Source organism: Histidinibacterium lentulum (assembly GCF_003789055.1).
Classification (GTDB): Bacteria; Pseudomonadota; Alphaproteobacteria; order Rhodobacterales; family Rhodobacteraceae; genus Oceanicola; species Oceanicola lentulus.
Genome location: NZ_ML119092.1, coordinates 33985 through 47266 on the forward strand (window position 1 = coordinate 33985; position 13282 = coordinate 47266).

The 13282-nt window shown below is 68.8% G+C and carries 14 protein-coding genes; 8 read left to right on the top strand and 6 right to left on the bottom strand.

Annotation, left to right across the window (positions count from 1 at the left end; translation table 11 throughout):
• Positions 1 to 102: 102 nt before the first annotated feature.
• Both EAT49_RS18910 and parE read right to left on the bottom strand, forming a co-directional pair.
• On the bottom strand, positions 103 to 747 hold the full coding sequence (locus tag EAT49_RS18910; protein WP_123643871.1) for a HEPN domain-containing protein: 645 nt from the start codon (positions 745 to 747) through the stop codon (positions 103 to 105).
• A gap of 9 nt (positions 748 to 756) precedes the next feature.
• The gene (gene parE / locus EAT49_RS18915) at positions 757 to 2712 is read right to left on the bottom strand and encodes a DNA topoisomerase IV subunit B (RefSeq protein WP_123643872.1); all 1956 of its coding nucleotides are present in this window, start codon (positions 2710 to 2712) and stop codon (positions 757 to 759) included.
• 143 nt (positions 2713 to 2855) lie between these two features.
• Between parE and EAT49_RS18920 the strand changes: the two genes are divergently transcribed.
• The 3 genes from EAT49_RS18920 to EAT49_RS18930 all read left to right on the top strand — a co-directional run bounded on the left by EAT49_RS18920 (position 2856) and on the right by EAT49_RS18930 (position 5695).
• On the top strand, positions 2856 to 3782 hold the full coding sequence (locus tag EAT49_RS18920; protein ID WP_123643873.1) for an isopenicillin N synthase family dioxygenase: 927 nt from the start codon (positions 2856 to 2858) through the stop codon (positions 3780 to 3782).
• 205 nt (positions 3783 to 3987) lie between these two features.
• The gene (locus tag EAT49_RS18925; RefSeq protein ID WP_123643874.1) at positions 3988 to 4689 is read left to right on the top strand and encodes a redoxin domain-containing protein; all 702 of its coding nucleotides are present in this window, start codon (positions 3988 to 3990) and stop codon (positions 4687 to 4689) included.
• A gap of 106 nt (positions 4690 to 4795) precedes the next feature.
• A complete protein-coding gene (locus EAT49_RS18930) occupies positions 4796 to 5695 on the top strand; it encodes an NAD-dependent epimerase/dehydratase family protein (RefSeq protein ID WP_123643875.1) in 900 nt (299 codons plus the stop codon).
• Positions 5696 to 5882: 187 nt separating this feature from the next.
• Here the strand turns inward: EAT49_RS18930 and EAT49_RS18935 are convergent, their stop codons facing one another.
• Complete coding sequence (locus EAT49_RS18935) at positions 5883 to 7145, bottom strand: lytic murein transglycosylase (RefSeq protein WP_123643876.1); 1263 nt, start codon at positions 7143 to 7145, stop codon at positions 5883 to 5885.
• Between the two features lie 171 nt (positions 7146 to 7316).
• Here EAT49_RS18935 and EAT49_RS18940 point away from each other — a divergent pair, with 171 nt between their 5' ends.
• Positions 7317 to 8699 carry an MATE family efflux transporter gene (locus tag EAT49_RS18940; RefSeq protein WP_123643877.1) on the top strand — a complete coding sequence of 461 codons (1383 nt, stop codon included), beginning with the start codon at positions 7317 to 7319 and terminating at the stop codon, positions 8697 to 8699.
• Positions 8700 to 8736: 37 nt separating this feature from the next.
• Here the strand turns inward: EAT49_RS18940 and EAT49_RS18945 are convergent, their stop codons facing one another.
• Entirely contained in the window at positions 8737 to 9432 is a 696-nt protein-coding gene (locus EAT49_RS18945) for a fused DSP-PTPase phosphatase/NAD kinase-like protein (protein ID WP_123643878.1), read from the bottom strand.
• A gap of 160 nt (positions 9433 to 9592) precedes the next feature.
• Here EAT49_RS18945 and EAT49_RS18950 point away from each other — a divergent pair, with 160 nt between their 5' ends.
• On the top strand, positions 9593 to 9835 hold the full coding sequence (locus EAT49_RS18950) for a hypothetical protein (protein WP_123643879.1): 243 nt from the start codon (positions 9593 to 9595) through the stop codon (positions 9833 to 9835).
• Between the two features lie 119 nt (positions 9836 to 9954).
• Here the strand turns inward: EAT49_RS18950 and EAT49_RS18955 are convergent, their stop codons facing one another.
• Both EAT49_RS18955 and EAT49_RS18960 read right to left on the bottom strand, forming a co-directional pair.
• The gene (locus EAT49_RS18955) at positions 9955 to 10368 is read right to left on the bottom strand and encodes a hypothetical protein (protein WP_123643880.1); all 414 of its coding nucleotides are present in this window, start codon (positions 10366 to 10368) and stop codon (positions 9955 to 9957) included.
• Positions 10369 to 10392: 24 nt separating this feature from the next.
• Positions 10393 to 11592, bottom strand: coding sequence for a pyridoxal phosphate-dependent aminotransferase (locus EAT49_RS18960; RefSeq protein ID WP_123643881.1), 1200 nt, complete (start codon positions 11590 to 11592; stop codon positions 10393 to 10395).
• Between the two features lie 83 nt (positions 11593 to 11675).
• Between EAT49_RS18960 and EAT49_RS18965 the strand changes: the two genes are divergently transcribed.
• From EAT49_RS18965 to EAT49_RS18975, 3 genes are all read left to right on the top strand, one after another.
• Positions 11676 to 12071 (top strand): helix-turn-helix domain-containing protein, encoded by a 396-nt coding sequence (locus tag EAT49_RS18965; RefSeq protein ID WP_123643882.1) that lies wholly within the window; start codon positions 11676 to 11678, stop codon positions 12069 to 12071.
• A complete protein-coding gene (locus EAT49_RS18970) occupies positions 12068 to 12328 on the top strand; it encodes an FAD assembly factor SdhE (protein ID WP_123643883.1) in 261 nt (86 codons plus the stop codon). The genes EAT49_RS18965 and EAT49_RS18970 overlap by 4 nt, the downstream gene beginning before the upstream one ends.
• 165 nt (positions 12329 to 12493) lie before the next feature.
• A complete protein-coding gene (locus EAT49_RS18975; RefSeq protein ID WP_123643884.1) occupies positions 12494 to 13282 on the top strand; it encodes an SH3 domain-containing protein in 789 nt (262 codons plus the stop codon).

A 13282-nucleotide genomic window follows, 5' to 3' on the forward strand; every position in this document is an offset into this window, starting at 1 on the left:
GGCGCGGAGGGGCAAGGTGTGGGGTAGGGTGCGCGTTCATGCGCACCGTTGCGCGGGTGGCGTCGGGGGATGGTGCGCATGAACGCGCACCCGATGACTCGGTCACGCGGACACAGCGTCCTTAATGCCAAATCTGTTGTCTATGATCTGGTCGCAGGATCGAACGAAGGCTTCGGTGGCGTTGATCATTTTCAAAATACGATCTCTGTCAATTGACCTTGGTTGCCCGGAAGTCTTCACGTGGGCCTCGTGTGCAATCGCGTTTCTGATGTCAACAAGGTCCATAATTTTCTTTACGATACCCTTTTTGTTACACTTCTTTTCTGCATTGTTGCAGAGATTTTTTAGCCCCAAATCGAGAAATAAAGCGTCTATAGCGTCGTCACGGTGGGTCGTGTGATTTGACAAGGAGCTCTGCACGATCGTTCGAATTTTTCTAAAGGGCCGAGAGTTCCGATTGTTGACACTGTCAGCAATGAGGCGTAGTGAAACTTCAGTATTGAATCCCGCAACTTCCAGCCGCTTGAATAGGTCATTGCCAATCTTTTCGCCCGATTTTAAGTGTGGGACGAGTACGTCACAGAACTTCGATGTGAAGTATCTGTCAAATCCAGCTACGCATAGAATTACGGCGGCGCGTAACAGGTCCTCCTTCTCGTCTATTTGAGGGTCTGTGTCGAAAAGCTCAACTAATGCTCGTGATCGCTCAACAGTTTTCTCAAAAGTTGAATAGGGTTTATTTGCCATAACGAGCCCTCAAACATCCAACTCCTCAACAAACCGCGCATTCTCCGAGATATACTGGAACCGCAACTCCGGCTTCTTCCCCATCAGCCGTTCCACCAGATCGCCGGTCTCTCCCGGCTCGTCCTCGTCGATCGTCACGCGGATCAGCTTGCGCGTGGCGGGGTCCATGGTGGTGTCCTTGAGGTCCTTGGCGTCCATCTCGCCAAGGCCCTTGAAGCGCTGGACGTCGATCTTGCCGCGGCCGCCGAGGCCCTTTTTCAGCCACTCGTCCTTTTCCGCATCCGAGCCCACGTAGAGCCGTTTCGCCCCCTGCGTCAGGCGGTAGAGCGGCGGGCAGGCGAGGTAGAGATGGCCCGCGTCGATCATCGGGCGCATCTGGGAAAAGAAGAATGTCATCAAAAGCGAGGCAATATGGGCGCCGTCCACGTCGGCATCCGTCATGATGATAACCTTGTCGTAACGAAGATCGTCGATGTTGAACTTCGCGCCCAGTCCCACCCCCAGGGCCTGGGTCAGGTCCGAGATTTCCGCGTTCGACCCCAGTTTGGAGGAGGCAGCCCCGAGAACATTCAGGATTTTCCCCCGCAGCGGCAGCAGCGCCTGGGTGCGCCGGTCCCGCGCCATCTTGGCCGAGCCGCCCGCCGAATCGCCCTCGACGATGAAGATCTCCGTCCCCTCGCGCGCGGTGGCGGAACAGTCGACGAGCTTTCCGGGCAGGCGCAGCTTTTTCGTGGCCGATTTCCGCGCGGTCTCCTTTTCCTCGCGCCGGCGCAGGCGCTCCTCGGCGCGCAGGACGAGGAAATCGAGGATCGCGCCCGCCGATTTCGGGTCCGACCCGAGCCAGGTGTCGAAATGGTCGCGCACCGCGCCCTCGACCAGCCGCTGCGCCTCCATGGTGGCGAGGCGGTCCTTTGTCTGGCCCACGAATTCGGGCTCGCGGATGAAGCAGGAGACCATGGCGCAGGCGCCCGAGATCAGGTCGTCGCGGGTGATCTGGCTGGCCTTGCGCACCTTGGCGACCTCGCCATAGGCGCGCAGGCCCTTGACGATGGCGGCCCAGAAGCCGGCCTCGTGCGTGCCGCCCTCGGGCGTGGGAACGGTGTTGCAGTAGCTCTGCAGGAAGCCGTCGCGGGAGGGCGTCCAGTTGATCGCCCATTCGACCTTTCCCGGCACGCCGAACCGCGCCTGGAAATCCACCGAGCCGGCGAAGGGCCGGTCGGCATAGGTGGAGGCGCCCTGAAGCTGTTCGCCGAGATAGTCGGCGAGCCCGCCGGGAAAGTGGAAGACGGCCTCGACGGGCGTGGTCCCGTCGTCGATCTCGGAGCTCCAGCGGATCTCCACGCCGGAGAAGAGATAGGCCTTGGACCGGGCCATGGCGATGAGCCGCGCGGGCTTCAGCCGGTGGGTGCCGAAGATCTCGGCATCGGGGTGAAAGGTGACCTCGGTGCCCCGGCGGTTGGGGGCGGCGCCGATCTCCTGCAGCGGCCCGAGGGGGAGGCCGCGGGAGAAGCGCTGCTCGTGGAGCCTGCGGTCGCGGGCGACGCGGACGACGAGGCTGTCGGACAGGGCGTTGACCACCGAGGCGCCGACGCCGTGCAGGCCGCCCGAAGTCTGGTAGGCGTCGCCGCCGAACTTGCCGCCGGCGTGGAGCGTGCAGAGGATCACCTCGAGCGCGGACTTGCCCGGGAACTTCGGATGCGGGTCGATGGGGATGCCGCGGCCGTTGTCGCGGATGGTGACGGAGTGGTCGGCATGGAGCGTGACCTCGATGCGCGTGGCGTGGCCCGCCACGGCCTCGTCCATGGAGTTGTCGAGCACCTCGGCCACGAGGTGATGCAGCGCGCGGTCGTCGGTGCCGCCGATATACATGCCCGGCCGCTTGCGCACGGGCTCGAGGCCCTCGAGCACCTCGATGGAGGAGGCGTCATAGGAGGGATGGGCCCCGGAAAGGAGATCGTCTGCCATGGCTGCTCTTTCTCAATGCTTGGCAGATAGTGTGGCAGGCCGGGGCGGTGCGGGCAACGGGTTGTGGAGGCTTGTCCACAGGTGAGGGCTTGCGGGCCGGTCCGGCCCGGGGGAGGCTGCGACGTCGGACGAAGGAGGCAAGGATGGCGGTTGCGGTGGTGGATCTCGGGGCGTTCGAGGCGGGGGACCTCGCGGTGGCGGCGGAGGTGGACCGCGCCTGCCGGGAGACCGGCTTTCTCGTGCTGGCGGGGCATGGCGTGCCGGCGGAGGAGATCGCGGCGATCCGGGCCGCGGTCGCGGCGTTCTTCGGCGCGGAGCCCGGCGTCAAGGAGGCGGTGCGCGCGGGCCCGGGCAAGCCCTACGGCTATCTCGGCATGGGGGCGGAGGCGCTGGCCCGCTCGAAGGGTGAGCAGACGCCCCCGGACCTGAAGGAGAGCTTCAACGGAGGGCCGCTCTCGGTGCCCGCGGCGGAGACCGATCCCGATGCGCTGGCCTTCTGCTACGCGCCGACGCCCTGGCCCGAGGTGGCGGGGTTCCGGGAGGCGTGGGAGGCCTATTACCGGCGGATGGAGGGGCTCGCCGCGCGGGTCATGGCGCTCTTCGCGGTCGCGCTGGGCCGCGACAGGGATGTCTTCGCCCCGGCCATCGATGCGCCGATCTCGGCGCTGCGGGCGCTGAACTACCCGGCGACGGACCGGCCGGCGGAGGCGGGGCAGCAGCGGGCGGGGGCCCATACGGACTACGGCTCGCTGACGATCCTCCTGCCGGACGACGGCAGCCGCGGGCTCGAGATCCGCGCGCCCTCGGGGGAGTGGGTGGCGGTCGATCCGGTTCCGGGCGCCTTCGTCGTCAATATCGGCGACCTGATGGAGCTCTGGACCGGCGGGCGCTGGCGATCCACCTTGCACCGTGTGGTTGTGCCCGGGGAACTGGCCGGACGGAGGCGGATGAGCCTTGCCTTCTTTCACCAGCCCAACTGGCACGCCGAGGTGCGCCCCATGGAGGGCGGGGGCGAGAGCGTGATATCGGGGCCTTACCTGATGGGAAAGTTCGCCTCGGCCACCTCGTGACGTCGCGTCCAGATCTCGAGATAACGTTGCGTAATGCAACCATAGGGGGAAATCTGCCCAAATTTCGCCACAGCTGGTATGAAGGTTGAGCTCGTTACCGCCGCTGCACCCCGAGCCGGGACGGTCCCGCCGGGGGGGAGCAGGGGTCGACACGACAGGCGCACTGGGATCGTGGCGCCAGAGAAGACCGGGTGAGGCCGATTTGATGAAACGGGCACTGTTCTCCAGAAAGAAGCGAACCACCGTGGCCGACGTCCCCACATCCTATCGCACGACTGTGCGTTGGCTTCCGAAGATCGGCGACTACGTGCCGAACTTCCGGGCCGAAACGACGATGGGGCCGTTGACCTTCCATCCCTGGGCCGAGGGGCTCTGGACGGTGCTGTTTTCCCATCCGAAGGCGTTTACGCCGGTCTGCACCACCGAAGTCGCGGCGATGGCGGCCATGCATGACGAGTTCCGCCGGCGCGGCGTGCAGATCCTCGGCCTCTGCGCCAGCAGCCTCGAGGAGCAGCTGACCTGGCATCACGAGATCGCGCAGCTCTTCGGTCACCGGGTGCGGTTTCCGATGATCTCCGACGTCGACGGCGAGCTGGCCCGGCTGATCGGCATGGTCCACGGCAAGGAGCACGAGGACTGGCCGATCCGCAAGACGCTGATCATCGATCCGAGCCTGAAGGTCCGCGCGATCACGGAATATCCCATGGTCGTGGGCCGGTCGAGCGAGGAGACGCTGCGCCTGATCGATGCGCTGCAGCGGGTCACGGCGTTCCGGGTCGTGACCGGCGCCGACTGGGAAAAGGGCGACAGGGTGATGCTCCATCCCGGGGTGGACGCGCCGCCGACCCTCTTCGCCCGGCAGGTCCGGCCCTACCTCGTCGCCTGCGACGATCCGATGGCGTCGTGATCCTCTCCCGGCATTGCGGCGGGCGGCCCGTCCGCTAGGTTGCCGCGAACGGGGCCGGCGCGACGGCGCGCGCCGGCCCCGGCGAGGCAGAAGAGGAGCGGAGCGGATGCGGATTTTCCTGACGGGCGGAAGCGGCAAGGCGGGACGGCACGTCGTGCCCTACCTGCTGGACCGGGGTCACCGGGTGACGAATGCCGATCTGGTGCCGCTCGACCATCCCGGGGTCGACAACCTGATCGTGGACCTGACCGATGCGGGACAGGTCTTCTCGGCGCTTCATGCCTGGGCGGGCTTCGACGAGATGGAGGCGCCCGAGGGCACGCCGGTGCCGCGCTACGACGCCATCGTCCATCTCGCCGCGATCCCGCGCATCCTGCTGGTCCCCGATACCGAGACCTACCGGGTCAACACGCTGTCGACCTTCAACATCCTCGAGGCGGCGGCGAAAATGGGGATCGGCAAGGTGATCTATGCCTCCTCGGAGACGACCTATGGCGTCTGTTTCGTGCAGGGGGAGGTCAGGCCCGAGTACCTGCCGGTGGACGAGGAGCACCCGACCCGGCCGCGCGACGCCTATGCCGCCTCGAAGGTGGCGAACGAGGTCACGGCCCAGGCCTTCCAGCGGCGCACGGGGGCGGACATCTACGGGCTGAGGATCAACAACGTGATCGAGCCCCATGAATATGAGCAGAATTTCGCGGCCTACATGGAGGACCCAAGCCTCCGGCGACGCAACATCTTCGCCTATATCGACGCGCGGGATCTGGGGCAGATGATCGACCGCTGCCTGAAGACGGACGGGCTCGGCTACCAGGTCTTCAACGTGGCGAATGCCGAGCACTCGGTCGGCGAGACGACGGAGGAGATCCGGGCGCGGTTCTACGCGGACGTGCCGCTGCGGCGGGAGATGGGCGAGCGGGAGACCTTCTACGACATCTCGAAGGCGAAGCGGCTTCTGGGGTTCGAGCCGGTCCATTCGTGGCGCGCGGAACTGGGCCGGGGCTGAGGCAGCGGAGCGGCCTCCGGCCGCGCCGGATCAGCCGTCCGCCGCCTGTGGCGGCGGCCGGCGGGCGGGGGGCGCTGCCCCCCGTGGCGAAAGCCGGGGGCTTTCGCCGCCCCCCGGGATATTTCCGGCCAGAAAAGCGGGGGGCGGGGGCGCCGGGGGGAGCGGGCGCGCCCTCGGCCCGGGCGGGTCAGCGCAGGGCGTCGAGGAGCGCGCGGGAGGGCTGGCCGGTGACCGGCAGGCCGTTCGCGCGCTGATACGCCTCGATCGCGGCGGTGGTGCCCGAGCCGATGATGCCGTCGGGGTTCCCCGCGTCGAAGCCCGCCCGCGTGAGCCCGCGCTGGAGCGCCTGCCGGTCGGCGAGGGTAAGGCCCGCGCTGTCGGGCGGGAAGCTGCCCCGGAGCGGGCCGCCCCCGGCGAGCCGGTCGGACAGGTGTCCCACGCCGATCACGTAGTTCACCGCGTTGTTGTAGCGGGCGATCACCTCGAAGTTGCGGAACGCGAGGAAGCCGGGCCCCCCCGCCTGGGGCACGATCAGCGAGGCCGAGCCCGCGGGCAGCGCGCCGCCGCCGGAGCGGGTCACGCCACGGGCGGCCCAGTCGGAAGTGGGGCGGTTCTTGCGCCGGCCGAGGAGGCCCGGGTCGATGCCCGCGGGCACCGCGACCTCGAGGCCCCAGGGCTCGCCGGTGCGCCAGCCCGCGCGGGCAAGGTAGTTGGCGGTGGAGGCGAGGCTGTCGGTCGGATCGTCGGCCCAGATGTCGCGGCGGCCGTCGCCGGTGAAATCCACCGCGTTCTCGAGATAGGAGGTCGGGATGAACTGGGTGTGGCCCATGGCCCCGGCCCAGCTTCCGACCATGCGGTCGGTGGTGGTGTCGCCCGCCTGCAGGATGCGGAGGGCGGCGAGGAGCTGGCTTTCGAAGAACTCGCCGCGGCGTCCGTCATAGGCGAGCGTCGAGGTCGAGGAGATCACGGGGATCAGGCCGCGGCGGGTGCCGTAGCGGCTTTCGACGCCCCAGACCGCGGCGACCACGTTGCCCGGCACGCCGAAGCGCGCGGCGATCGCGTCGAGCGTGGCGCGCTGCTGAGCGTAGGCGGCGCGGCCTTGGGCCACGCGCTCCTCCGAGGCGGCGATCTGGAGGTAATCCTCCGTGGTGCGGGTGAACTCGGTCTGGTTGCGGTCGCGGGTGATCACGCCGGGCAGGTAGCCCTGGCCGGCGAAGGCGCGGCTCAGCGTGGCGGGGGAGATGCCGCGGGCCTCGGCCCGGGGGCGGAAGGCCGCGACCCAGGCGCTCCAGCCGTCGTTGGGCTGGGGCAGCAGGTCGGGGGTGAGGGTCTCGGCGCCCGAAGGCCCCGAGGGACCCGCGGCCCCGGCGAGGCGGGGGGCGCCGCCGCAGGCCGCGAGGGTCGCGGCGGCGGCGGAGAGGAGGAGCGTGCGGCGGTCGAGCGGGGTCATGGGCGGCCTCGGGGTTCGTCTCATGTCCTGCCAAGGTGTGCGGTGGCGGGGTGCCGGGGCGCAAGCGCTTTTTCCGTGACCCGGCGGAGGCTCGCGGACCCGGGCGCGGGTTTCCACCAGGAATGGCGGCAGGCTCTGGACCGGGGCGGGGCGGAGGGATAAGGCCGGGCCATGGGAGACATCACCGGTCCAGTCGGCGCGCCCGGGTTCGGCGCGAAAGGCCACATGCGGGCGCTGATGGTCCTCGGGCTGCCGCTGATCGGGTCGAACCTCGCGCAGAACCTGATCCAGTTCGTCGATGTGCTGATGCTGGGCTGGTACGACGTGACCGCGCTGGCCGCGGTGTCGATCGCCACGCCCTACTGGTTCACGCTGTTCCTTCTGGGCGCGGGCTTCGCCTGGGCGGTGGCGCCGCTGGTGGCGGCGGCGGTGGAGGCGGGGGACGGCGTCGCGGCGCGGCGGATCACGCGGATGGGGCTCTGGCTGTCGGTGGCGGCGGGCTGCATCTTCGTGCCGGCCTTCTGGTGGTCGGCGCCGGTGCTGCTCTGGCTGGGGCAGACCGAGGAGATCGCGGGGCTGGCCCAGGACTACCTGAGGATTGCGGGCTGGGGGCTGTTCCCGGCGCTCTTCGCGATCACGCTGCGGTCGTTTCTCTCGGCGCTGGAGCTGGCGGGGATCATCCTCTGGGTGTCGCTGGCGGCGGCGGTGCTGAACGTGGGGCTGAACTGGGTGCTGATCTTCGGCAATCTCGGTTTTCCGGAGATGGGGATCGAGGGGGCGGCGCTGGCCTCGGTGTCGCTGCATGTCGCCTCGGGGCTGGGGCTGGCGGTCTACGCGGCGAAGCGGTGCGCGGAGTACGATCTTTTCACCCGGTTCTGGCGGTTCGACGGGCAGATCGCGGCGCAGGTGGCGAAGCTGGGCCTGCCCATGGGGATCACGACCGTGGCGGAGACGCTGCTCTTTTCGGCCTCGGCGGTGATGATGGGCTGGATCGGGGAGGTCTGGCTGGCGGCGCACGGGATCGCGCTGCAGCTCGCCTCGCTGACCTTCATGGTGCATCTGGGCCTGAGCCAGGCGGTGACGGTGCGGGCGGGCCGCGCCTACGGCCGGCGGGACGAGGCGGGGCTGCGGCTGGGGGGCCTTGTGGCGCTGGCCCTGTCGGGGGCCATGGTGGCGCTGACCATGGCGCTGTTTCTCGGCGTGCCGGGAGCGCTGATGTCGGTCTTCGTCGATCCTGCGGACCCGCTGCGGGATGCGATCATCGCGGCGGGAGTGACGCTTCTGGCCATCGCGGCGCTGTTCCAGCTGGTCGACGCGGCGCAGGTGATGACGATCGGGCTTCTGAGGGGCGTGCAGGACACCACCGTTCCGCTGGTCATCGCCATCGTCAGCTACTGGGTGCTGGGGATCCCGGCGAGCTGGCTGCTGGCATTTCCGGCCGGCATGGGCGCGCCGGGGATCTGGCTCGGGATGGTCGTGGGGCTGGGGGCCGCGGCGGTGGCGCTGTCGGTGCGGTTCTGGTGGGGGACAGGGCGGCTCGGGACGGTGCTTTAGGGGCGTTCGGCGGACGTGGCGCGCAAGGCCGCGCACCTCACGTTGGGGGCGACTTCCCGCGGCGGGCGAGGTGGGCGGAGGTGGCGGCCTCGCGGTCGTATTCGGTGCGGATCCACCGGTCGATCGGAATGGGTGTCCGGGCGTTGCGGGCGGCGTAGAGGTCGAGGATGTCGTCGATCACCCCCGCCGCCGAATTGCGGATGTGCAGGTAGCGGAACGACAGGTGGCGGCGGGCCTGCTCGAGGCTCTCGCCCTCCTTGAGCATCATCCACAGGACGGCGGCGAGGCCGGTGCGGTCGGAGCCGGACTTGCAGTGGATCAGGACCGGTTTCTCGACCGCGTCGAAGGCCTCGATCAGGTTCACCAGCCGGTCCCGGGTCGGGGCCTTGGTGGCGTTCAGCTTCACGTTCACGAGGGTGAGGCCGAGGGCCTCGCAGGCTTCGCGCAGGAAGAGGTAATGGGCGAAGACATCCTCTCCGCGCAGGTTCAGCACGGTTTTCAGCCCGTGCCGGTCACGCAGGCGTCTGAGGCGGCGCAGGGTGGGCTGGTTGGAGCGCCAGACGCCGGGGGCGATCTGGTACTGGTTGGAGAAGAGCCTGCGGATGTGGGCGTGGTCGAGCCAGTTGTAATGCCATTGCGCCTGCCGGCGGGCGGCGGGCGTGGAGATGTCCGTGCCGAAGGAGCGGCGCCAGCGGCGCTCGGCCCGGGCGAGGCGTTCGGAAAGGCTCGGCATGGCGGGGATGTGGCCGATCGGGCGGGATTGCGCAAGATGGCGCGGTCGCGCGCGGCCCGAAGGCGCGGCGGCGCGCGGAAAATTCCGGGCAGGGCCATGGCGCCGGTGATCCGCTCCCCGGTTTCCCGCGTAGGCACAGGGGAAACGGTGGGAGAGGGGAATGGACATCAGGTCCGTCGAGATCAGCAGGTCATTTCTTGAGCGACTGCGCGAGCTTGGGGAGGAGGCTCTCGAGAGCCTTCCGGATCGCGTTCGATTTGAGATCGCCGAAGGTCCCCTGGGAGACGCCGCAGGTGCGGCACCGGACGATGGACGCGTCGGTGTGATGATCATCAACGGTGAGGACGGTCCCGCCGCAGTCTTTACACTCAAAATGGACCCTGAAGAGATCTCCCATGGCTGACCTTATCGTTCGTTCGCGGCCGAGAAGGAATGACAGAATGTCCTGTCAATTCAGCCTGACGGGCCGCGTCGGTCAAGCCATCCGACAATCCGGCGCGGTCTGACAGATATCCCGTGGCGTCAGCCTTCGCCGCCGGTCTTGAGGAGTCGGTCGGCCTTCTTGCGCACGAGGACGGAGCGCAGGTCGTGCATGGCGAGGAGGAGCGCGTCGGTCACCTCTTCGAGCTGGTCGTCGGTGGCGTTCGACTGGACCCACTGGGTGGTGGTGTTGAGGTAGTCCACCGCGCGCAGGATGTCGTCGATGTTGCGGCGCTCCAGCAACTCGATGCGGCGGGTCATCCAGGCCTCGATCTCGGCGATGTCCTCCGCGCTGAGGGTGCGGTCGCCATGGGGCTTGATCTCGCGCTTCTTGACGTTGACCACGGCAATCTGGTCCATCTCGATGCGACGCTGGCGGTTCTCGGTCTCCACGCGGAACACGGCTGCGCCGTTCTCCCGGATGCGGAAGTAGTAGTCGGGAAGCTCCGCGCTCATCGCCCCGTCATCGCTCCTGCCCCGTCAGGAAAGGTCGTTGCAGAACCGCTCGATCCGGTCGCAGGCCTCTCTCAGCGTGTCGTCCGACAAAGCGTAGCTGACGCGGAAGGCCGGCGAAAGTCCGAAGGCCGCGCCATGGACCACGGCGACGCCGGCCTCCTCGAGAAGGGCCATGGCGAAGTCCTCGTCGGTGGCGATGCGGCGGCCCGCGGAGGCGGTTTTTCCGATCAGGCCCGCGATCCCGGGGTAGACGTAGAAGGCGCCGTCGGGTCGGGGGCAGTCGATGCCCGGGATGGTGCCAAGGCGGTCCGCCACGAGGTCGCGGCGGCGCGCGAAGGTGGCGCGCCAGTCCGCGAGAAAGTCCTGCGGTCCGGTGAGGGCGGCGAGGGCCGCGTGCTGGGAGATGGAGCAGGGGTTCGAGGTGGATTGCGACTGGACCTTGCGCATGGCGGCGATGAGCGGCGCGGGCCCGCCCGCGTAGCCGATGCGCCAGCCGGTCATGGCATAGGCCTTGCTGACCCCGTTCATGGTCAGCGTCCGGTCCGCGAGATCGGGCGCGATCTCGGCCATGGTGGCGAAGGTCACGCCGTAGGTCAGGTGCTCGTAGATGTCGTCGGCGAGGATCCAGACCCGCTCCGCCCCGCGCAGGACGTCGGCGAGCGCGGCGATCTCCTCGGGCGTGTAGACGGCGCCGGTGGGATTGGAGGGAGAGTTGAAGATCAGCCACTTGGTGCGGGGCGTGATCGCCGCCTCGAGCTGGGCCGGCGTGATCTTGAAGCCTTGGTCCGCGGACGCGGGCAGGATCACGGGCGTGGCTCCGGCAAGGCGCACCATGTCGGGATAGGAGACCCAGTAGGGCGCGGGGATCAGCACCTCGTCCCCCGGATCGAGCGTCGCCATCAGCGCGTTGTAGAGCACCTGCTTGCCGCCCGAGGAGACGGTGATCTGCTCGCGCGTGTAGCTGAGCCCGTTTTCCCGGGCGAACTTCGCGGCGATCGCGTCCTTCAGCTCGGGGATGCCGTCCACGGGGGTGTAGCGGGTATGCCCCGCCTCGATGGCGGCGATGCCCGCCGCGCGGATATGGGCTGGCGTGTCGAAATCGGGCTCTCCGGCGGCGAGGCCGATGACGTCATGCCCCTCGGCCTTGAGGGCGAGGGCGCGGCCCGCCATGGCGACGGTCGGCGAGGGAGCGACGCGGGAGAGTGTCGCGGCGAGCGGATACATGGTCGGTGTCCGGTGGATTGCTGGGCTGTCGTGTCTTAAGAGGGGGCGATCCGGGAGACAAGCGACGCATGGGGGGCTTGGGCATGACGGCGGAGACTGTGGAAGGCTGGTACAGCGAGGAGGCCGCGACCTTCGGCGACCGGCTGGCGGCGGCCCGGGAGGCCGCGGGGATGACCCAGAAGGAACTCGCCAAGCGGGTGGGGGTGAAGGTGACGACGCTGGCGCGCTGGGAGGACGATCAGGCCGAGCCGCGGGCGAACCGGCTGCAGATGCTCTCGGGGATGCTCGGCGTGTCCCTGCGCTGGCTGCTCACCGGCACCGGCGAGGGGGTGGAGCCCCCGGGCGCCGAGACGATGCCGGCAGAGGCGAGCGCGGTCCTCGCGGAGCTGCGGGCGCTGCGGACCCAGGCCGAGAGGACGGCGGAGCGCATGGGGCTTCTGGAGAAGCGGCTGCGCGCCGTGCTGAAGGCGCAGGCATGAGCGTGGGCGAGGAGGCCCGGGACGTCCGGCTGAAGCGGATGCGGATGCGCGCGGGTCGGCGCGGCATCAGGGAGATGGACCTCATTCTCGCGGCCTTCGCCGACCGCGAGATGGCGGGGATGTCCGGCGCCGAGCTCGACGCCTTCGAGCGGCTGATGGAGCAGAACGACCAGGATCTGTATTCCTGGGTGTCGGGCCAGACGACGGCGCCGGAGGCCCATGCGGAGCTGGTGGCCCGGATCCGGGCCGGGCTGTAGGGCGAAAGGGGTCAGAGAATCCTTGAAACCCGGGGGTCGGGCTGCAAGCCTGCGGTCCTCGGGACAGGGGTCCGGGGGATGCGCCGCATTCCGCGCGGGGCGGCAGGTCCCGTCCTGTGCCTCCGCTCCGCCCGGGTCGTGACCGCAAGACCGGAGGATGACGCCATGCACCCTTTTGCCCCCCTTCTCCGCACCGCGATGGCCGGTGTGTCGGCCCTGTTGCTGCTGCCCGGCCCGGCAGAGGCGCAGATGGGCGGACATGGCCCGGATGCCTGGCGGGTGACCGGCGTGACGTCCGACGACGTGCTGAACCTGCGCATGGGGCCGGGCACCCGCTATCCGATCATCGGCTCCTTCGCCCATGACGCGGCCGGTCTGACGATGACGACATGCGTGCCGTTCATGACGGAGGCGCAGGGCATGACGATGACCCCGGAGGAGCGCGAGCGCCTGAACCTGCCGCCGCGCTGGTGCCTGATGAGCGACGCCCAGGCCCGCAGCCAGGGCTGGGTCGCCGCGCGGTTCCTCGAGGAGGACACCGGCGGACCTGCGTCCGATCAGGACGGCGACCGGATGATCGAGGATGCTGTGTCGCTGGTCTCGCGGCTCTACACGCGGCACGAGCAGGCCATGCGCGGCGAGGCGCTGAGCCCGTTCAGCCACGGACGGGCCGCGGATTTCTTCTTTGCCGGCGACGTGTCGGCCGTGGCCGACAGCCAGTGGCAGGCGGACCCGCTCTATGATGCGCAGGATTTCGACATCACCAACCTTCGGGTCTATGCGGACCCCGAGATGCCGATGTTCCGCGGCATGATCACCGTCTGGGTGGAGTTCGAGAACTTCGGCCAGCCCCAGCGGGTCGAGGTCAACCTGCGTCCCGACCCGGACCAGCCGGGCAGGCCCGCGCCGGTGCGGATCATCCGGATCGACCACGGGGAGTGGCAGTTTCCCTGA